15 protein-coding genes and 1 pseudogene are annotated in these 21,950 nt (G+C 41.8%); 2 read left to right on the forward strand and 14 right to left on the reverse strand.

Translation table 11 applies throughout. The annotated features are described in order from the left end of the window. Positions 1-114 precede the first annotated feature (114 nt). Positions 115-504 (reverse strand): hemerythrin domain-containing protein, encoded by a 390-nt coding sequence (locus EP073_RS11460; protein ID WP_128467284.1) that lies wholly within the window; start codon positions 502-504, stop codon positions 115-117. Positions 505-671: 167 nt separating this feature from the next. Between EP073_RS11460 and EP073_RS11465 the strand changes: the two genes are divergently transcribed. After that, positions 672-1,220 carry a DNA-3-methyladenine glycosylase I gene (locus EP073_RS11465; RefSeq protein WP_128467285.1) on the forward strand — a complete coding sequence of 183 codons (549 nt, stop codon included), beginning with the start codon at positions 672-674 and terminating at the stop codon, positions 1,218-1,220. 100 nt (positions 1,221-1,320) lie between these two features. Here the strand turns inward: EP073_RS11465 and EP073_RS11470 are convergent, their stop codons facing one another. From EP073_RS11470 to EP073_RS11490, 5 genes are all read right to left on the reverse strand, one after another. Continuing rightward, positions 1,321-3,039 carry a helix-turn-helix domain-containing protein gene (locus tag EP073_RS11470; RefSeq protein ID WP_128467286.1) on the reverse strand — a complete coding sequence of 573 codons (1,719 nt, stop codon included), beginning with the start codon at positions 3,037-3,039 and terminating at the stop codon, positions 1,321-1,323. A 186-nt stretch (positions 3,040-3,225) separates the two neighbouring features. Beyond that, on the reverse strand, positions 3,226-3,843 hold the full coding sequence (locus EP073_RS11475; protein ID WP_128467287.1) for a 4Fe-4S dicluster domain-containing protein: 618 nt from the start codon (positions 3,841-3,843) through the stop codon (positions 3,226-3,228). Positions 3,844-3,856: 13 nt separating this feature from the next. Further along, on the reverse strand, positions 3,857-6,739 hold the full coding sequence (locus tag EP073_RS11480; protein WP_128467288.1) for a molybdopterin-dependent oxidoreductase: 2,883 nt from the start codon (positions 6,737-6,739) through the stop codon (positions 3,857-3,859). A 16-nt stretch (positions 6,740-6,755) separates the two neighbouring features. Then, complete coding sequence (locus EP073_RS11485) at positions 6,756-7,220, reverse strand: hypothetical protein (RefSeq protein ID WP_128465396.1); 465 nt, start codon at positions 7,218-7,220, stop codon at positions 6,756-6,758. Between the two features lie 11 nt (positions 7,221-7,231). After that, a complete protein-coding gene (locus EP073_RS11490; RefSeq protein ID WP_128467289.1) occupies positions 7,232-8,665 on the reverse strand; it encodes a hypothetical protein in 1,434 nt (477 codons plus the stop codon). 172 nt (positions 8,666-8,837) lie between these two features. On the opposite strand from EP073_RS11490, the pseudogene EP073_RS14020 reads away from it, so the two are divergent. Then, positions 8,838-9,745: pseudogene (locus EP073_RS14020) on the forward strand (IS3 family transposase); the annotation flags it as partial. A gap of 29 nt (positions 9,746-9,774) precedes the next feature. Here the strand turns inward: EP073_RS14020 and EP073_RS11505 are convergent. The 8 genes from EP073_RS11505 to EP073_RS11540 all read right to left on the reverse strand — a co-directional run bounded on the left by EP073_RS11505 (position 9,775) and on the right by EP073_RS11540 (position 21,918). Further along, positions 9,775-10,955 (reverse strand): IS3 family transposase gene (locus EP073_RS11505; protein WP_430654678.1). Its coding sequence is split into 2 segments (ribosomal slippage): positions 9,775-10,674 and positions 10,677-10,955, totalling 1,179 coding nucleotides; the frame shifts between segments, so codons are not numbered across the junction. A 72-nt stretch (positions 10,956-11,027) separates the two neighbouring features. Beyond that, positions 11,028-12,785, reverse strand: coding sequence for a radical SAM protein (locus EP073_RS11510; protein WP_128467292.1), 1,758 nt, complete (start codon positions 12,783-12,785; stop codon positions 11,028-11,030). 277 nt (positions 12,786-13,062) lie between these two features. Continuing rightward, positions 13,063-13,761, reverse strand: a complete 699-nt coding sequence (locus EP073_RS11515) for a TorD/DmsD family molecular chaperone (protein WP_128467293.1) — start codon at positions 13,759-13,761, stop codon at positions 13,063-13,065. Between the two features lie 144 nt (positions 13,762-13,905). After that, positions 13,906-16,227 (reverse strand): B12-binding domain-containing radical SAM protein, encoded by a 2,322-nt coding sequence (locus EP073_RS11520; RefSeq protein ID WP_128467294.1) that lies wholly within the window; start codon positions 16,225-16,227, stop codon positions 13,906-13,908. A 69-nt stretch (positions 16,228-16,296) separates the two neighbouring features. Further along, positions 16,297-17,043 carry a 4Fe-4S dicluster domain-containing protein gene (locus EP073_RS11525; RefSeq protein WP_128467295.1) on the reverse strand — a complete coding sequence of 249 codons (747 nt, stop codon included), beginning with the start codon at positions 17,041-17,043 and terminating at the stop codon, positions 16,297-16,299. 3 nt (positions 17,044-17,046) lie between these two features. Further along, on the reverse strand, positions 17,047-19,986 hold the full coding sequence (locus tag EP073_RS11530) for a molybdopterin-containing oxidoreductase family protein (RefSeq protein ID WP_128467296.1): 2,940 nt from the start codon (positions 19,984-19,986) through the stop codon (positions 17,047-17,049). A 16-nt stretch (positions 19,987-20,002) separates the two neighbouring features. Next, a complete protein-coding gene (locus EP073_RS11535) occupies positions 20,003-20,467 on the reverse strand; it encodes a hypothetical protein (RefSeq protein WP_128467088.1) in 465 nt (154 codons plus the stop codon). A gap of 11 nt (positions 20,468-20,478) precedes the next feature. Beyond that, a complete protein-coding gene (locus EP073_RS11540; protein ID WP_128467297.1) occupies positions 20,479-21,918 on the reverse strand; it encodes a hypothetical protein in 1,440 nt (479 codons plus the stop codon). Between the last annotated feature and the right edge of the window lie 32 nt (positions 21,919-21,950).

Consider the following 21,950-nt stretch of genomic DNA (forward strand, 5'->3'; position numbering starts at 1 on the left):
GCTCTTAAGAAATCACATGTCAAGACAAAGATAAGAAAGTTTGAAATAACTAACAACTCCCCATAAGGCAGAAAAAAACGCCGCACTCCTAACGAATGCAGCGTCAGGGGGGGTTCATGAATTTACTTTGTCATACAAGGGATAGAGCTGAATCTCCTCCCTGTTTATGCGGAGCCTCAGTGTGGTGATGATCCTCCCGAGATCTTTGGCATATTCCATATTCAGCTCCGCTTTTTCCATACGGTTTATGAAGCCGAGTATCTCGGCGGTGAGCTTCTTCATCTCATCTGCGAACTGATCGCTGACATTCTTTGCCGCCGGGTTGTTTTTCAATGCGGGATAAAGCCTTGTATCCTCCTTCTGAAGATGTCCGGCGAGAAGCCTTTTTCCCTCAAGAAGTTTCTTGCGCCCGGCATCATTGCCGAGTCCTGTTATCTGAACTTCCTGAAGAAGTTTAAGAAGCTGGAGATGGTCGTTTTTGAGTTCTGTGATTAATGCGCTCATGATTTTTCCTCCATCTGTTTTTTATTAAAATAGTACAAATAGTGGAAATTGTTTTGATCCCGATCAAAAGTTGCGGATTTTTAAGAAATATTGCGGAAGAGGTTATCTGAAATTGTCCGGTCCGTTTTTTTAATATACAGTATTCTCACACTATCAGGGGGACGCTTATGTCATACTGCGACGCTATAAAGACCATGAACGCCGAAAAAGCCGCACTCCACGGCAATTACCACGACAACCACTACGGATTTCCGCTGCATGACGACAATGAGCTTTTCTGCCGTCTGGTGCTTGAAATAAATCAGGCTGGCTTAAGCTGGGAAACAATACTGAAAAAAGAGCAGGCGTTCAGAAAAGCCTACGACGGTTTTGACGTGAAAACCGTTGCCGCATATACAGACAAAGACAGGGAACGGCTTCTTGCCGACGCGGGAATCATCCGCAACAGGCTGAAAGTCAACGCCGCAATTGAGAATGCAAAAACCATTCTGTGCATCCAAAAAGATCACGGCTCATTCAAAAGCTGGCTGGATAAGCACCATCCCCTCACCAAAGACGAGTGGACAAAGCTCTTCAAAAAAACATTCAAATTCACCGGAGGAGAGATAGTGAATGAATTTCTCATGAGCACAGGCTACCTGAGAGGCGCCCACGCTGAGCACTGTCCGGTGCATAAGAAAGTGCTTGAAGCAAAACCAATGTGGGCGGAGAAATAGAAAAGCCGCTCTTTCACGAAAGCGGCTTTAAAAAATATGTACGGGCACTTCCAGAACTCTTTAGGAATATTGATCTGCACGATATATCAGAAGCCGCCTCCTATAAGTAATCAAAACTTCCGATCTGCGCATATATATCTTTTCCAACGGATTGAATATGCCTGACATATGCTGTAATCCCTATTTGTTTTTTATTTAAATCCAGCTTTTTCCTTATATTTCTGCGATGTGTCTGAACAGTGTATTCACTTATGCAGAGAGATTCGGCAATCTCCTTTGTTGTCTGACCTTTAACAACCATTTTAAGGATCCTTTCCTCAGCCTGTGAAAGTTTACTGAGAATCTCTATGTAGGCATCAGAATCTTCGCTTTCGCTTGAAAAGTCTGACAAGACACTCAGTTTCTTACAGATTTTATGGTAACATTCATACTTTTCATTTTCACAGTCAGTCGTATAAATTTTTTTCAATAGGGGCAGAAGCTCTCTTTCAAAGTCAGAAAAAAATGATGTCTGAAAATCTTCATTTTGCTGTCGTATTGTTTCAATAATATTTCTCAATGATATGTTTTTTTCTTCAACGATTCTTTTTTCCCATATAAGAGCCTTTTCAACTTTCTTTAATTCACTTATATCTTTAATAGATAAACAGCAATAACTTACATCTCTCAGTAAAAACTTGCTCAATGAAACATACGTATGTATTTCGCCGTGCGGAAGAGTAAGCCTGAACTCGCCTGCCCACTTATCACCATTATTAAGTCTATGAAATTTCTGTACCAAATGTTTATTATTATTTAAGTCCAAAAACTCGCTGATAAGTCTCTGTATGCTTTCATTGTCACATCCTTTATTAATTTTAAACAATTCACAGGCACTATGGTTGATTTTATTAAGCCTGTTACCGTCTTCAAGAACAATCAAAGCTTCTCCTGTGGTAAAAAACACTGATTCAAAAAATAGTTTTTCATCAAGGAGTTCCTGAGTCCTTTCAGAAATTTCATGTTCAAGATTACTTCTGCGGTAGACTGCTGTTGTAACATCTGCCATAGAAAGGAGATATTCTCTCTGAGTAAGATAATCATCCCCCAAAAACTTGATTCTGAGGTCGAAATAATGACCATCACCGAGATTGATTTCGGTTTCTTTGTACCTGTCGATAAAATGCTCAACAGCACAATCTTCAAGCCTGAGCAGCTTCATTATCTTAACAGACGTGATTTCATCACCGAAAAATGCCTTAGCCATAAAATTATACTGTTTGACATATCCCTCTTCATTAAATGTGAGTACTATGTTATCCACAGAATCAAGAATGTTTTGAATTTTGCATTTTGTAACAGAAAGTTCCGCCGCATTCTCCAATAATTTGCCGGATATATCATTCTTAATCTTGTTGTCCCATTCGGATATAATAACCGTTTCCCCGAAGTTAAACTTGTCAATAACTGTTTTCATCGCACCAAACTTAAAGCTTTCCGGTTCACTGCTTTCCATAATAAGTCTGATGAAGGAGTTATACATTTTTTTGAAGGCTCCCATATACAAACTTAAACCAATGCCTCTCATATGGTGCCTTTGGGCTATAGCAACGAACTCTGACAATGCTTTATTTTTCCGCATACACTCGGTGTAATCACTGTTGACTGTTAAATCAAAATCATCTTCGAGAAAATCCAGTATTATAGCCATCGCCTTATCCGCATCTTTTTTTCTCGCGGTAGAAAGAGATGAATAACTTTCTCTGTTTATGTCATCAATAAGAAGGGAGTAAAATTTGTTTGAATTTTCATAGATAAATTCCCGTATTGTTTTGTTCATCTGGAACCTCCAGAATAAAATATAATAAATTATTTAGGATCAAATACAGAGACGGTTTCCCGCTCTATTAAACTGATCACAGTTTTTATCTGTATTAATTAAGTTAGTACTTTTTTTGTTTTTTTCGAGTTTTTATTGAAATAGGAATCTGCCCCGCCGAAGCGGGGCAGATTCCTATTGTGGCTCCTAGTTCTTCGGTTTAAAGAAAATGGAGGGTACTGTGTCTCCGGAGGTAAGGGTATTACCGTTGGAGTCCTTTGTTGAATCGGGCATACCTACAGCGGTTCTCTGTGCTGTGGGGTATTTCGCGCTGATCTCCTCAACTGTGCCGAAGTCAAGCGCTCTCTGCGGGCATGATGCAACGCAGGAGGGAGCAAGACCGTCGTCAAGCCTGTCCCAGCAGAAAGTACATTTCTGTACGGGGTGAGCAACAGCCCAGCTTGCTTTCTTAACAGGTTCGGACCTGTCGTCTCCGAACTGAGGAGCGCCGTAAGGGCACGCAACTGCGCAGGAACGGATGTTCTGGCACTTGTCGCGGTCTACTATTACTATGCCGTCCTCGGCTCTTTTATAAATCGCTCCCACGGGGCAGGCTGCCGTGCAGGCAGGGTTTGCGCAGTGGTTGCAGGAAAGGACAAGGTTGAAAACCTTAACATCGGGGAAAGCGCCGCTTTCAGTAATATTCAGTTTTCTCCAGCTTGCCTTGCCGGGTTTAACATTATTCCAGTCTTTACATGCCACAACACACGTGTTGCAGCCCATACATCTGTTCTGATCAAAGTAAAATGCCATCTGTTTAGCCATGGTATTCCTCCGCCTATCCTTTTCTTATATTGATTCGAGTGTCGGCACCTAAAGTCATACCCTGACATATTCTCGAAGGACGAAGTTTTGTGAGAACATTGATAGCTCCTCCTATATCAGGTTTACCGTCAGCATTATCACCATTAGCCCAGCCGCCTTGTCCCATTGCAGGCCAGCCTGCTCTTACTCTCTGAGTCACAACTGCAGTTGCATATATACTGCCTCTCGGACTTTCAACAATTACTCTATCACCGGTAAGAATACCTTCAGCAACAGCATCTGCCGGATTAATCCATATCGGTTCATAAACATTATTGTCCCAAACTTCTCCAAGCTCACGTTCAGGATCCAGATACGCACTGTTACCGTCAGCGTCTTTTTTGAAAACTTCATTGATGTAGGCATTGTTAGAGTGTGTAGAGTGAGAACGGTAATAGATGTGCCATCCATTAAGGCAATATGGATAATTAGTTTTGTAACCTTGTGGATCTGCTGCAGAGCCATCTGCAAAAGAACCTTCAAGCATAGGAATAACCATAGGAATAGCGTACACAAATTTCCCTGTTGTTTTCCCATCGTGAAGTGGGCCCTCAAGAGTAACTCTTGCATCATCATTATCGTAAAACCTTGCTTCGTAGTCTTCTACCATAGCCTGAGAATATATTTCAAACTTTCCGGTGGGAGTATAAAGCGCACCAACATGCGGATCCGTTCTGTAGGCGGCAAGCGGATCAGTTATCCCGTATGACGAATCCATATGGAAAAGACCTTTCTCCTTCCATTCATCATAAGTCATTCCTGCGTTGTAAGCTGTAAGCAGAGGTTCAATGGCTTCTTTTCTCCAGTCATCAACAGTTTTGCCTTCGGTGTATTCGCTGAGAACACCCAGTTTATCCGCAATCTTCGCGACAATGTCATAATCAGGCAATGCTTCACCGAGAGGTTCCACTGCTTTATTCATACATATTAGTGCATCGCCGGCAAGCCAGCCTGAGCAGGCACCTTCTTTCTCAAAAGCAGTAGCAGCAGGAAGAACATAATCTGAAAATTTTGCTGATGCTGTCATAAACTGGTCAGCAGTTACAATTAACTCTACATTATTTCTGTCTTTAATAATCCCAGAAACCGTATTGTAGTCACCACATTGATTAACAAGGCAATTTCCGCCAAAATTGAGTATAGCCTTCATTGGAGTGGGAAAGTTTTTAACCTGTCCATCATTCCACATTGATTTCCCAGTTCCACCGTATTTGGCTATATCCGGCCAGAGAAATACAGGATAGGACGATCTGGTTACAGCAGGAGTATAGTCAGGAGCTGTGAGCTTGCTTAAATCATATATACCTGTAAAATCCGCATATGCGTTATTTGTTCCGGTAGGGAATGTAACACCGAAAGATAACGGCTGCCTGTCGGTGTACACTCCGACATGCCTTCCGGGTTCGCCAAAGTTTTTGGTTATGACTCCAAGAGTATAACCATTCAGGGGTAATTGTTCACCTTCAGACTGCCTCTGAAAACCACCGCCAAACCAGAGTGTTACTTTCTTTTTTGCAAAAATTTCAGCAAGCTCTCTTATTTTAGCTGCCGGTATACCGCATATAGATTCAGCCCACTCAGGAGTTTTGGCAACTTTTCCGTATACTGAAACAAGTGCATCCTTAAGATTATCATTCGGATCATCGGCATTGTAGTTGTTGTAGCCTATCTGTGACGGGTAAACAGATACATCTCCGTTAAGCCCTGCCTGAACAAGCCTGTCGTCAGTACCCATTATATAAGCACTGAGGGAAGAACCGTCGGGAACAATATAATCTGTGCTCCTGTCCACATCAGCGTGGTATGTTTTGGCTATTGCAGGATACAGCGTAAAAGCCTCATCATCGAAAAATCCGTGAGTATATCTGAGAATGAACTCAGCATCCAGCCAAGGATCTGCTTTCAATGAACCGTCGGTGTTCCATGTATTTACTATGAGTTCGTGCATAATAGCCTGTACCAAGGCAGCATCCGTTCCGGGAACAACTGCTATGTGTTCACTGGCATGGGATACAACAGTTTGAGAAACTCGCCCGTCAATAACAAAGACCTTTGTGCCTTTTTCTTTAATCTGCTGTATATACCATGCAGTATTTGTTCCCCAAATGCTTTCCGCGAAGTTTCCGCTCCAAATGAACAGTGCATCAGAGTTAAAAGCGTCCTGTCTGGATTTTCCCGGAGGAAAATAAAAATTCTGTCCGAAAAAGAACCAACTTGTGTGTTCAAGTGAAGGCCAGCTGTAGTCGTTGCGGTATGTCATCTGTCCGCCCATGATATTAAGCAGACGTGATGCGCAGGAAGCAGCACCTGCAACTTCCGAACCATCGCCTGAAGCATAATGAGCTGAAAAAGATTTTGCGCCATACAGAGCTTTAAGGCTGGTAAGTTTAGCAGCTATTTCAGTTGCGACCTCTTCCCATGAAATCCTGACAAAACCGTTTACGTCGCCCCTTTCACCGGTTTGTTTAAGAGGGTAAAGAACACGGTCGTTACGGTAAAATCTCTGAGTATTCGACCGGCAGCGTATACATGCTCTCATCTGAGGCAAATCTTCGCTTTCACCGTTGACTATATTCAGATCGGGTGTTTCGTCGGTGACAAACCTTTTGATTACGCCGTCTTTAACATACGCCTTTGTCACACAGCGCCCGCCGCAGTTGTGCGGTGCAGCTCCTGCCACAACCGTTTCCGTGATTGCAGGAGGCGTGAGACGGTTTTCCTCGTCCTCTTCCATGTATGTTTTGCCGCCGTCGCCGGAACCGCCGCAGCCGTATACAGCAGCGGTGGCGCCCACTGCGCTCACTCCCTTAAGGAAGTCTCGGCGGGTTACCTGATTAAGTTTATCTTTAAGACTCATTATATCCTCCTAACATCTAGTACGCATTAGGCGCGTGCGCCGTTTTGTGGCATACAAAGCATGAATTGTCCTGCACAGGGTAGTGGCAGTTGTTGCAGTGTCTGTTCAGGCTCGCTCCGGAGCCGCCCCAGCCCGGTCTGTGGCTGGAAGGGGGAGTTACGCTGTGACACTCTATGCAGCTGTCTTCCTTATGGCAGGTCGTACAGGAGCTTCTGTCCCATCTCGCCTCAAGTCCGTGACCCCTCTTCGTCCATGAAGGGGTATGGCTTCTCGGTGATACTTCCTGATGGCACTGGATACAGCTCACCTGATCGGTATGGCACTCAAGGCATTCCTGCTTGTTCACCCTGCTTGCCGAGCCGTGTCTGTCCATCCATGAAATATCGTGACTGGAGGGTTTATTCGATTCCACGGCAAAGGCATACACAGCAACAAGCAGCATAGCCATTACCATAGAGAGTACAGTTATCTTCGCTTTCATAAATCTCCTCCCTAAAAAATGATGTTAGCCCACAGCTCTGCCGTGTAGTTCTTGTCAAGGCTCGTATCAACATCATCATAGAACTCCGTATCCTCCATGCTCAGATCCGCCATGAGGCTGAGGATCTTCGTCGGCTGATACTGACCGCCTATGTAGTAGCTTCTTACAGAGTCCTTCCTTCTGTCGTTTATGTAGTCATACTCATAACGGCTGAAGGACGTGCCTGCCCATACGTCCATAGTGCGTCCGACCTTCTGGCTGACCTGAACTCCGTACTGAAGACGCTCGTTGTCGTCTGAGTCGGGGGTGTTCTTTACATCCCAGTAGTCTACGCTGAACGATACATATGTGTTCTCGGAGGGGAGTCCGTAAATGTCGAATTTACCCTTGATTCTGGAATAATCACGGTTGTCGAAGTTCTCCGTGCCGCTCACTGCCTTGGTCTCATAGGTGAGTCCAGCGGCGAAGTTCTTAAGGAATGCCTGATATACTCCCGCTTCGTACTTGCTGTACTTGCTCTCCGCGAGAAGGGTATTCGTCAGGGGGTTCACCACGTATGAGTTCTCGTAGTCGACCTCATCAGTAAGACCTTCATATTTCAGCGTGAGGATAGTTCCCGTGGAGACTATCTCATAGGTGCCTTCGGCGTTAACTGTGGCCGCGTCATTCAGAAGAGTGTAGGCGAGAACAAGGTTACCGTTAGGGATAGCCTGATCGAGCCTGAACTTGGTGTAGTCGTCATCTATGTCCGTTACATCGAGACGGACATATTCTGCTCCTACCTTGGTCTGCTCCATCACCTTAACATTGATTCCGCCGCCGAACAGCGTGTCGTCATCAACATCATAGTAGTAGCTCACGGGTTTGCCCCCGAAAGCGTATACCTCTACCATCTCGCCGAGCTTCACTGAAGCGTCCGCTCCGTCAAGCTGGAAGGTGTTCTGATGGGAAAGATAGAAGCGTCCCACGTTCAGGACTGTGTTCTTGATTACGCCGTCAAACTGAGCGTAGCCGTTGTACAGTCTCGGAGCCCAGTCATCATAACCGAGCTGGGTGTCAAGAGCGTCACGGTGATAATAGTAGTAATTATCTCCCCAGCTCTTCTTGTGGTCTCCGTCAATGTCATCCGCGAATCTGGCGAACGCGGCGAATCTCACCGTTCCGTCACCGAGCTTCACTGCGTCCGTGTGGACACGGAGATACTGGTAAAAATCCTGATCGTCTGCGTAGTCGTTCGTACGCAGTCTGTAGCGGGACGTCAGCGTAAGGTAGATCTTGGTGTCCTCTGTAAGACCTATACCCTCGTAGCTCTCCTTGAACTGTCCGGGAGAGACCTGCTGCGTCCGGCTGTCCGGCGTGTTTGAAGCGCCGTTCTCAAATGCCTGTGCCGTGCCGCTGAGAAGCAGAAGACACACAAGCATACAACTAACAGACAGGTAGCGCATACTTCCTCCTATTTTTTTAAATAAGCGCACATTTAGGAGCAATCCGAAATGCTTAAGTTGACTTTAAAGGATAATTAGACTTAAAGCAACGGTTAAAGTTATGTAAGCAGAGGTGGTCCCCAAAATCTGTACAGTATGCTAAGGTGTAAAAAGCATATTGGAGGACCATGCGATGTCAAAGGCCAAACGTACCCGTTACTCAGCGGAGTTTAAATCGAAAGTAGCTCTTGAAGCTCTTCGAGAAGAGCTGACTTTATCAGAATTATCAGCCAAGTATAATGTTCACCCGAACCAGATTTCCAAGTGGAAGAAAGAAGCCATAGAGGGTATGGCATCAATCTTTGCCAACAAGCCCTGCAAGTCTGAAGAGCGAACAGAGTCTGAGATAAAGGATCTTCACGCAAAAATAGGCCAGCTGACGGTGGAACGTGATTTTTTGCAGCGAGCCTTCGGGAAACGGTAAGCATATCCCGGAGGAAGCTTATGATCGATAACGTAAAAAGCAGCCTGTCCATCAGCAGTCAGTGCGAGCTTTTGGGCATCAGCCGCTCCTGCTATTACTATCAAGAGTCAGGCGAGTCGGCGTTGAATCTTGAACTCATGCGCATAATAGATAAGCAGTTTATGGCGACACCTGACTTTGGTTCCAGACAGATGGCAAAGCTTATCAGAAGGTATGGATACAATGTTAGCCGCAAGCGTGTCAGCAGGCTTATGAAGAAGATGGGCATAGCTGCTGTTTATCAGAAGCCCAAGACCAGTGTTCCACATCCGGAGCATAAGACATATCCGTATCTGCTTAGAGATATTGATATAAACCGCCCTAATCAAGTTTGGTGCTCGGATATTACCTACATACCAATGAGAAGAGGATTCCTCTATCTGGTGGCTATTATGGATTGGTACAGCAGAAAAGTTCTCAGTTGGAGACTTTCAAACAGCCTTGATTCTGATTTCTGCGTGGCTGCGCTTGAGGAAGCCCTTGAAAAGTACGGAACACCTGAAATCTTTAATACTGATCAGGGGAGTCAGTTTACCAGCTATGAATTTACGCAAACCCTTAAAGATGCAGGGATTAAGACAGGTGGTACCCATCTTTAGTACAGTTTTTAGACTGAAATAAGGTGGAAACTCTCAGTCATTTTATCATCTTTTTTCCAGATTTGAATCTCTAATCCGTTATAAGCTTCATATGGCGTTCTGTCGCCCAGAGAAGAATGCGGTCTTCCTGTATTGTAGAAATTTATCCAGTCCGCCAGTCCTCGTTTCAGCTCGTGTCCGTTATCAAACGCATGGAGATAGACAAAGCTATATTTCAATGTCCGCCAGATACGCTCAATCATGACATTATCCATCCAACGCCCCTTGCCGTCCATAGAGACCTTAATCCCTGCATCTTTAAGGGTTTGCGTAAATTCATAGCTGGTAAACTGACTCCCCTGATCAGTATTAAAGATTTCAGGTGTTCCGTACTTTTCAAGGGCTTCCTCAAGCGCAGCCACGCAGAAATCAGAATCAAGGCTGTTTGAAAGTCTCCAACTGAGAACTTTTCTGCTGTACCAATCCATAATAGCCACCAGATAGAGGAATCCTCTTCTCATTGGTATGTAGGTAATATCCGAGCACCAAACTTGATTAGGGCGGTTTATATCAATATCTCTAAGCAGATACGGATATGTCTTATGCTCCGGATGTGGAACACTGGTCTTGGGCTTCTGATAAACAGCAGCTATGCCCATCTTCTTCATAAGCCTGCTGACACGCTTGCGGCTAACATTGTATCCATACCTTCTGATAAGCTTTGCCATCTGTCTGGAACCAAAGTCAGGTGTCGCCATAAACTGCTTATCTATTATGCGCATGAGTTCAAGATTCAACGCCGACTCGCCTGACTCTTGATAGTAATAGCAGGAGCGGCTGATGCCCAAAAGCTCGCACTGACTGCTGATGGACAGGCTGCTTTTTACGTTATCGATCATAAGCTTCCTCCGGGATATGCTTACCGTTTCCCGAAGGCTCGCTGCAAAAAATCACGTTCCACCGTCAGCTGGCCTATTTTTGCGTGAAGATCCTTTATCTCAGACTCTGTTCGCTCTTCAGACTTGCAGGGCTTGTTGGCAAAGATTGATGCCATACCCTCTATGGCTTCTTTCTTCCACTTGGAAATCTGGTTCGGGTGAACATTATACTTGGCTGATAATTCTGATAAAGTCAACTCTTCTCGAAGAGCTTCAAGAGCTACTTTCGATTTAAACTCCGCTGAGTAACGGGTACGTTTGGCCTTTGACATCGCATGGTCCTCCAATATGCTTTTTACACCTTAGCATACTGTACAGATTTTGGGGACCACCTCTGGTTACACTCAAAAATCATAACGCCCGTAAAACGTTTCCTTATTCTTTTGAGCATATTTTTTTATCATGGACAAATCTCTTTTCAAAAACTCTGCTACGCCGTCTTCTCTTATTATTTTTTCATACAATCCTTTACGCTCTGCATATTCGGGTCTGAATAGCACAATAGAAAGCATACATCCAATATAGTGAAGGCTGAGTATATTACCAAGATAATCATCAAGAAATTTCTCATCACCAAGGTTAAGAGAAAGAATTTTATCTGTAAGCATAATTGCAAATCTCTTTAAATTCTTGCTGTCAATATCGTCCAAAAGACCATAGTCGAAACTGCGCTTATACTGCAAATCATGAGCAAGCTGGAGCATTGGTTTGTAGAATGATATATTTCCATTATTACAAAACATCTTAGCAATTATCAGTCGCACTATTTCAAGATAAATATTAACAGTATTTACTCCTGTCCATGTATTGGGATAAGGATAATAGAAATACCGCATCGGGATGAACTCACCTTCGGCACGTTGAGCCACTCTTGTGCCTGGATAAGGATTGAGCAGAAACATATTGGACTGTACTCTAACGTTTTTTATATCAGAGCATTGTACAGTGAAATCTATAATCTCATTAATCATCTTTTGTGAACCTAGTTCATCTTCATAAGGAGAGAGTATATATCCTAAAAAAACTTCTTGTTTACATTCTGTTTTTCTATCTTTTAAAAAAAAGATGAAATCCTTAAGAATTCTATATTCATCATCAAGTTCAGCAGTCGAGCGCAAGAGCCTGTATAGCCTTCTTCCAGTAAAACTATCTTCGATCACTCTATCTCTGCCTATAAAAAAAGTGTTTATATTAAACTGCTCAACTAGCCTGTAGAAATCTTCATCCAAGTCGGCAGGATCGACAAAAACATTCATTCCACCAAAGCCTGCATGACTATACACATTTTTCATAAAAGCTTCTGTATTTTGCCTGTTAATACGGCTGAATGGAGCACTGTCTGACAGTGACAAAATTATTTCAGATGGTAATTGTTCTTTGATTTCTTCAACTGATTTTTTAATCATTTTTCCAAGAACAGGAGTGTATTTCCTGTCAGTTTTGGCATGCTCAATGACACAGTAGTCACATCCATTCGGGCACGAATCGTTAAACATTGTTCTTATTTCAATGTTTTCACCTGATACACTTACCATAGGAATAACAGGGTAAGGAAATGTTCCTTTACCATTGCCAGACAATATGCCGTCTTTCAGTACATACATTCCTTTTGATGGAAGATTACCGTAAAATGCGTTCCTTCCATTTTCTTTTAAAATATTGACTGTACCGTCCACAAGCATCGCAGATGCAAACCTCAGAAATGGCTCTCCACCACCTCTGAAAACGGCATCCACATCCTCGTTTTCAAGCGTGTTTTTTATCTCGTCAACAGAAAAAAAATGAGGACCACCTGCAATAATGACCGCGTCGGGTTTGTTTGCTTTGATCTTTTTTGCAAAGTCCATTGCAACAGCATATGTGCTTGTCCAGCAGGATATGCAGTAAAGCTTTGCAGCATGTTCTGCCAGAAAACGTTCAAATGCCTGTTCAACATCAGCAATATATTTGTCTTCCTCTTTTTCAGGGAAAACAACAATATCCTTAACTCCGATTTCATACAGATAGTGAGTCAACGTTAGAGCAGCTATGTCTTCATCAAGCATATGAAAAAATGATGATGTCTCCCTAGCGATAATAAACATCACATCATGTATCTGCATCACATTTACCGACAGATACGCGTCCTATCGTGCGACTACGTAGAGCATTCAAAACGCATAAATCAAGCAATGTATTCTTTGTCTTTTTTATCAATTCCTTCTCTCCTGATTAAAACCGTTTGAGATAGTTCAGATAACATTTATACTCATGTAAACAAACGATAAAACGCTTTTGCAATTGTGTTCAATCTCATCGTAGACCAATCCTTCTGTAAATTACTTCAATTTATAGAAGGATTGGACTTATATTATGCTCTATTTATTGGTGTGGTGTCAACTATTCATTACTATAACTGATTAAATTAACAAGAAACTTGTAATCGATTCTTATAAAGCCCATAGTGAGGTCTGCAAAGGCATTATAAAAGCCATCGTAGTCAGCTTTTCTCAAATCATTTCCAAAAAGATGGACCCATTTCATAAGGTGTTTTTCCATGAATATTTTGTGAGCTTCTAGCTTACCCTGAACTTCAGCCATCTCATTTTCTAGAATAGCATTAAATACTTGCTCGTTCAGCATACTCAAAAAACTCAATTCAACAGCTATATGATCTTCAGGCTCTTTAAAATCCTTACCGATACCAATATTGTGTTTTGCGTAAAATTCTATTACTTCATCACGCTGTTCCTGCATAACAAGTTTATTTGAAGACAGATAAACAGATTCATAAGGATGTGCGTGCGGAATAACATTATTTGGAGAAACATTTAGGAATATTGTCGCAAACTTTCTTGCAAGTTCTTCTATGTACTCATTCTCATCTTTAATACTACTTATACGCTCTATTAATTTTTCAACACCTTTCAGATACATCTCATCTGATGTATTTTCACCCAATTTACGAAGTACAGGAATAAAGCTTATTATCTGTTGTAGATAGGCTACATCAGTTTCACGTGTGTATGCTCGTGACAGAAAGCTGTACATTCTACTCCTTAACCCTACGATATCTTTTAAATTAATAGTTTGTTCCATTACCCTCTCCTTATTGTTATTAAAACTCTAATTCTCCAGAAAAGAAATCTGGTGTCTTTGAAATAAAGTCAAGTGCGTTCTCATTAGTACTCTTTTTGTAAAAGTCCCTCTTACTTTCTTTTTCGGGCGGATTAGCCTAAAAGTTTACTTAATTTTTGAATCTAAGACAGAACACTTATTGTTTTCAATAACCTTATGAACTTTCAGAGTCATCAATTTATGGCTTGTATTTCTGATTATTTCTTTTTTTGCAGGAAAAAGATTTTCTAAACACGCAAGCATAATCTCCCAATAAATTATATCATCTTTTCCGTCAATATTTTTTATTATATTGTATGCTTCATTATACTTGTTTAGTTTCATATATGAATAAGCTTTTTTTAGTATAACACGTTCTATTTCATGTGACTTATTATAGTACTGCATTGCCTCATGATGCTTATCAGCATATGAAAGAATGTCGCCAAATGTTTCTGCAACTATATGAGTTGAATTAGTGCTAATCATACTTTCATAAAGTTTTTCAATTTCATAAAATTTATGCATTTTAGAGTAGAAAGAAATCAGGAGAAGTAATTTTTGGGGAATCCTAGCAAGATGAGTGTAAGGAATACTTTTTAGTGTAAGAAAGAAAAGAAGTTCATTATGTGACTTCTCAAAAACTTCATGATTTATAAAACTGTAATTATGCCATAAATGATCCCCAGAGAGCTGCTTAACATCTTTAATTTTAACTTTATTAAATATTCCGATTATTGTAATTATAACACTGACATCAGAACGATCGTCCAACGAAACTTTTATTGAGTCCTTTACCTTCATCCCTTTCAAATATTCTTTTGGGAAATTATGTCTGAGTTCATTTAATCCTGGTTTTAGATAATGTTTTTCAGGTAGATATTGACCTGCATATTGACAGAATATAATCACACGGCTACTGTTTTGCACTACACCTGATACTGAATACAGTTCCGCATGCCTCAGTAGCTTTTTTAATTCTTTTTTATCAGCAGAAATATTCTGCCTGAAATCATTAATGCACTGCATTATAATTTCTTTATCTTCAAGTAGTGCCCCTAAATGAATCCAGTATTCATAAAAACGTTTTTCTTCTTTTAAAATATCTTTGTGTTCTAAGATAAAATCGATGGTATGAAATATATTCATACAGTTTTTTACATTAAAGTCGGTTTCTGCATTATAGAGTGTCCAAGTAGCCTGTATTTTCTTTATGTCAGATCGTGTCAAACAATCAGTTTCGTATTCGTGCCAAAAAGAAAGATAGCGAGGTATATGTTTGGTGGCAGTCTTAAAACCATATTTTCCAGGATTTCTCCCGTAGACAGATCCGTAAACTAACTGTAATTGTTGAGCACATGAATTTGCATATATAGGTATTCCATAGCCTCTGACGGTACTGATTGTTTTTATTGCATCTTCATAAGTTTCTCCAGGTTGACCATACATAGAGAATAGTTCAACTTTTACACTCAGTGATTGTGTAAAAGTGACAATTTCATGAAATTTAGATAAAGACACATCTTTACACATATTACTAAGTATTTTGTCAGTCCCTGATTCTAATCCGAAACCTATGCAATAAAGACCTGCTCTTTGCATCAGCTTCAACAGTTCATTATCAACCATATCAACTCTAGTTTGGCACCAAAAAGGTATTTTTATACCTCTTTTGATTTTTTGCTCCAACAGTTCAATTGTTCGATCCTTGTATGCTGTAAAATTAGGATCGCCTATCCATAAATTTTCCATACCTACTGCTTCTAAATATGACATTTCTTCTAAAACATGTTCTACAGAGTGAAAACGTATATTTCTATGATTAAATAAAGGAGTAACACAAAAATTACAAAAATGTTCACACCCCCTGGATGTAAAAATACAAGCCGATTTTTTCATACTTAAATCAATAATTTGATTAGTATATGGCGAAGGGTATAAATCAAGATTTTGAGGTAAGCAACTAGGTTGTTTGGTGGCAATGATTTCATTGTTGTCTTTAAACAAAATCCCAGGAACGTTATGGAGCGTATTTCCATTCTCTAATGCTTCAGCAATCTTAAGTGTAGTTAACTCTCCTTCACCTCTATTGCAGATTATGTCAAAATCATAAAGTTCCATAAGCCCATCCACTGGGAGAAAAAGAGCTTGTGGTCCGCCTAATATCAACTTTGTTTCTGGATAATATTCTTTTATAAAACGTGCAAAAAAACGTATACGTTCCATCAAGTAATGATAGCCGGTGAATCCTATGACTTTAGGTCTAAATTCTTGCATTAACTTGTTTAGGCTTTCTAACGATAGGGATGCATCTTTTAAATCGTCAACGATTAAAACATCATGGTTATGTTTTTTGAGATATGCTGCTATGTATCCTTGCAAAATAGGAATAGTATTGGTTGAATGTAATGTATCAAGTTGGTTCATATTAATCAAAACAATGTTCATAGAAATCCTTAAAATTTAAAAAGCACAGGCAGGAGAAAACTACTGAAACTCCTGCCTGTATTTTAATAACTATTTTTTAACAAAAATGATATTGGGTTCGATTCCACTACTGCTAGCAAAGTCTTCATTTGGCATTTGAGTATACTCTACAACACTCTTACCAGCACTAGCCCATTTTGCTCTCAGCTCATCAACAGGACCAGCATCTAAAGCTCTGTTAATACAAGCGGCGACACATGCCGGTTTAAGCCCTTCTTTGATTCTGTCCAGACATAACGTACATTTTGTCATTCTTGGTCTGGTGGGGTCATCCAAGCCATACTGACTAAAATTAGGTGCATAAAACTGTGGTGCGCCCCATGGACATGCTTCTTTACAGCTGCCACACGAAATACAAGTATCATTGTTTACAAGAACAATACCATGAGATTCTTCTTTGTATATAATACCCATTGGACAAGCGGCAACACAAGCAGGGTTTGTACAGTGGTTACAGGCAACTGAAGTAAATTGCAACGAATAAGGAAAAGCTCTTTCGTTGGAATTCACCCTCCGCCAGTCTTCTTTCATATAGTATTTTCTGTTTTGTTCAAAATTTGTTTCTCCTTCACTGTTAAGATAGAAAGATTTATTGTCCATTTCATTAATATCGACAACATAAGTGCCCGAACTATACCAGTCAGTATTTGGGTTCATAGGATCACTATTTATCTTATAATCGCCACGCCTGTCGTCATTCCAGCATTTACATGCAAGCGCACAAGCATTACAGCCGACACATCTAGTCTGATCAAAATAAAATCCCCACTGGCTCATAGTTTACCTCCTATCAGGATGAACTTTGCTAACTTCACAAAGATTACCGTTAAAATGATTATCTCCAACCTGTCCACACAGCGGATCTTTAGGACTGCCGAAGTCTTTGTCATGAGTTAAAGTGTTTTCACAACCACCAATATCGACATGGACAATATGTTTATAATAATCTACTGTTTCTACAGTTTTGGTTTCTACTGAATTCCCCAAGTCTATGTCATACCAAGCTTCGTAAGTTTCACTTCCTTTCCTGTACCACACTCCATGTGGCAGACTCACAACACCTTCATTTATCGTAGGAGAAATCCCCACTCCTACTTTTATGCAGCCCCAGTCATTAAATATGTAAACCTCGTCTCCATCCTTGATACCTCTTTTATAAGCATCACTTGGATTCATAATTGCACGTTTAGGGTAGTCAAACTTGTCGCGTATTACTGAAACATTGTCATAAACAGTGTGAGCCCTATTTCTTGCATGTTTTGTTGTAAACTGCATCGTATACTCAATACCTTTAACGCCCGTATTTTCTTTTTTCATTATTTTGTCATAACCTTGGTAAGGCTCCACATACATTGCTCTTGGTTCTATCCTATAGGCGCCCTCTTGGGTGCTTAGATCACACTTGTCTCTATAGTAATAGAACGGTGAAAAGAATTGGATCTTTCCTGTCTCAGTCGTATAGGGTAGATAATTCATCAAAACTTCCATAGGGTTGGGGATGTTATCAGTATCAATTTCTTTTTGAATTTTACCAGTAATCTTTACTTTTTCAAATGTAGGCTTTTCAATATCTGCTGGTACTTCTGCTGTCTCCCAAGCTTCCTTGCAAAGTTCTTCATCTGTTTTGCCATCTTTGCCGTAAGAAATTGGAATACCTTTAGCACTAAGTTTTTTAGCGAGTTCAATGTCTATATCTACATCTGATCTGGTATCGTACATAGGTTCAACAAGCTTATTTTGAAAATATGTAGCTTCCCCGCTAGTGAAAAAAGGTTTTTCATGGTGTGAACAGGCAGGTAATATCACATCTGCATAAGCAGCTGTAGGTGTCATAAACTGTTCATACATAACGTAATGCTTAATTTTATAGTGGCTGCCTTCTTTTTGTGTAAAAATATTTACTGCTTTGTTTGTATTTGGACATGTATTAAATGAATTGGTGATATGATAGGAACCTAACACCATGTCCACTTCAAGTTTAGCAGTTTCAGGAGAACCGAGATCAACTTCAGAAACGTATTTAACATCTTTGTAAAATTGTTCCTTATTTCTTCCATCCCTGCCTGTAATAACAAGGTCAACAAACTTATTTGCATCCACAGCAATAAATGGATAAGTTGTCCCCTTCCCAAGCTGTGGGTACATAATACCTCCAGGGAATGTCACAGGGTTTGATTCTCCATCACTTGAGTTAACTCCGAGGTTACCGCCCTTTTTAATAGTATGACCGCACATTGCAGCGAGACATATCATCATCCATACATTATGCATGCCGTTATTTGTTTTCTGACCACCATTATTTCCATTTTCCAGAAAGACATCTCCTGCATGTGCAAAAGCATCTGCTAGATTTATTATTGTAGTTTTCTCTACACCAGATAGTTGAGAGGCCCATGTTACAACAGCATCTTGGTTGTCAGGAATACCTAATTCTACTGCTTTGTCAACGCCCAGTTTATCTAGATACTCAACAAATGACATTCCTGTAGGGACATGAATCTCCTGATTGTATAAATTTGCATCAGCTAAAGGATGCTGGTTATTATTAAGTTGTTTTGTAAATGAGAAGTCTAATTTATGCATAACGTAACCTGGATGTTTAGGCGCTTCAACAAAAGGAAAAGGATTTCCAGCACTGTCATTGCCTGCATCTTGTGTCGGATAGAACCCAAAACAATTGGTTTTTATAAAATCATCATTATGCCATCCATTTTTGTAAATGATATAGGCCATTGCAACTGCTATTGCAGAATCAGTCTGCGGTCTTACCTGAATAAACTGGGGGAGATCGTACTCAGGAAACCCAGTAGAAAGAATTGAAGCGGTGTCTGTATATTGTGCGTCTATAGTAACTATTGGTACACCAGCTTCTTTAGCTTTAGTCAGAAAAAAAGTTTTATTAGGTTCTTTTACAGCTGGATCGGCCCCCCACTGTATGATGAAATCAGAATGTTTATAGTTATACACAGAGTTACCACCTGCTAGTCCTGGTAATAGACCAACAGAACCTACAGATGCAAAAAGCATATTTTCAAATGAAGGAGCACCTGTCGGAAGTATTGTAGGACCAAGATACTGAGATAAAGCAGAACCTGCGCCCTCTGCAAAACCCATAAAAGGCATACCCGCAAACATCATCGTATTGTGTAGCCCATTTGGAGGACCAGCAACCATAGGAACATAAGGTAGTTCACCTGTTGCATATCTGGAGTGTACTTCAGAAATCATGTCTGCCACTCGCTCAAGCGCTTCATCCCAGGTTACTCTTTTAAAACCAGTAACATCTCCTCGTTCTTTTGTTTGGACAAGCGGGTATTTCAGCCTGTCAGGTGAATAAGTTCTTTTAATCTGTGCATAGCCTCTTACACATGCTCTTGTTTGCACAAACTCAATAGATTCATCTTTATCAAGTGAATCTTCCCTGGGTATGTCTCCCGCAGAAGTGAGCTTTACGATTTTTGCCTTTGGTGTTCCAAAATCCTTTACATAGAACTTAAACGGGCATCTTCCTCCACAGTTGTGTGGGTGTGTTCCCATTACTGCTGTAAGCTCATTATCAAATTCAAAACTATCTTGATTTGTAACAACAGAACCATACTCATCTGGTCCGCCGGAACCGCCACATCCAAAAAGAGCAGCAGTAGTACTCAAGGCTCCAGCCCATTTCATAAACGATCTGCGAGTGATCTGTTTTTCCGTAAGTTTATCTTTAAGACTCATTATATCCTCCTAACATCTAGTACGCATTAGGCGCGTGCGCCGTTTTGTGGCATACAAAGCATGAATTGTCCTGCACAGGGTAGTGGCAGTTGTTGCAGTGTCTGTTCAGGCTGGCTCCGGAACCGCCCCAGCCCGGTCTGTGGCTGGAAGGGGGAGTCACGCTGTGACACTCTATGCAGCTGTCTTCCTTATGGCAGGTCGTACAGGAGCTTCTGTCCCATCTCGCCTCAAGTCCGTGACCCCTCTTCGTCCACGAAGGGGTATGGCTTCTCGGTGATACTTCCTGATGGCACTGGATACAGCTCACCTGATCGGTATGGCACTCAAGGCATTCCTGCTTGTTCACCTTACTTGCCGAGCCGTGTCTGTCCATCCAGGAAATATCGTGACTGGAGGGTTTATTCGATTCCACGGCAAAGGCATACACAGCAACAAGCAGCATAGCCATTACCATAGAGAGTACAGTTATCTTCGCTTTCATAAATCTCCTCCCTAAAAAATGATATTAGCCCACAGCTCTGCCGTGTAGTTCTTGTCAAGGCTCGTATCAACATCATCATAGAACTCCGTATCCTCCATGCTCAGATCCGCCATAAGGCTGAGGATCTTCGTCGGCTGATACTGACCGCCTATGTAGTAGCTTCTTACAGAGTCCTTCCTTCTGTCGTTTATGTAGTCATACTCATAACGGCTGAAGGACGTGCCTGCCCATACGTCCATAGTGCGTCCGACCTTCTGGCTGACCTGAACTCCGTACTGAAGACGCTCGTTGTCGTCTGAGTCGGGGGTGTTCTTTACATCCCAGTAGTCTACGCTGAACGATACATATGTGTTCTCGGAGGGGAGTCCGTAAATGTCGAATTTACCCTTGATTCTGGAATAATCACGGTTGTCGAAGTTCTCCGTGCCGCTCACTGCCTTGGTCTCATAGGTGAGTCCAGCGGCGAAGTTCTTAAGGAATGCCTGATATACTCCCGCTTCGTACTTGCTGTACTTGCTCTCCGCGAGAAGGGTATTCGTCAGGGGGTTCACCACGTATGAGTTCTCATAGTCGACCTCATCAGTAAGACCTTCATATTTCAGCGTGAGGATAGTTCCCGTGGAGACTATCTCATAGGTGCCTTCGGCGTTAACTGTGGCTGCGTCATTCAGAAGAGTGTAGGCGAGAACAAGGTTACCGTTAGGAATAGCCTGATCGAGCCTGAACTTGGTGTAGTCGTCATCTATGTCCGTTACATCGAGACGGACATACTCTGCCCCTATCTTGGTCTGCTCCATCACCTTAACATTGATTCCGCCGCCGAACAGCGTGTCGTCATCAACATCATAGTAGTAGCTCACGGGTTTACCCCCGAAAGCGTATACCTCTACCATCTCGCCGAGCTTCACTGAAGCGTCCGCTCCGTCAAGCTGGAAGGTGTTCTGATGGGAAAGATAGAAGCGTCCCACATTCAGGACTGTGTTCTTGATTACGCCGTCAAACTGAGCGTAGCCGTTGTACAGTCTCGGAGCCCAGTCATCATAACCGAGCTGGGTGTCAAGAGCGTCACGGTGATAATAGTAGTAATTATCTCCCCAGCTCTTCTTGTGGTCTCCGTCAATGTCATCCGCGAATCTGGCGAACGCGGCGAATCTCACCGTTCCGTCACCGAGCTTCACTGCGTCCGTGTGGACACGGAGATACTGGTAAAAATCCTGATCGTCTGCGTAGTCGTTCGTACGCAGTCTGTAGCGGGACGTCAGCGTAAGGTAGATCTTGGTGTCCTCTGTAAGACCTATACCCTCGTAGCTCTCCTTGAACTGTCCGGGAGAGACCTGCTGCGTCCGGCTGTCCGGCGTGTTTGAAGCGCCGTTCTCAAATGCTTCCGCCTTCATTGCCGTAACTGACAATAAAAAACAGAAGAGCATACACGTAACCGACAGGTAGCGCATACTTCCTCCTTATGGAAATAAACATTTGTATA

Origin of the sequence: Geovibrio thiophilus (assembly GCF_004087915.1) — a bacterium.
Lineage (GTDB): Bacteria > Chrysiogenota > Deferribacteres > Deferribacterales > Geovibrionaceae > Geovibrio > Geovibrio thiophilus.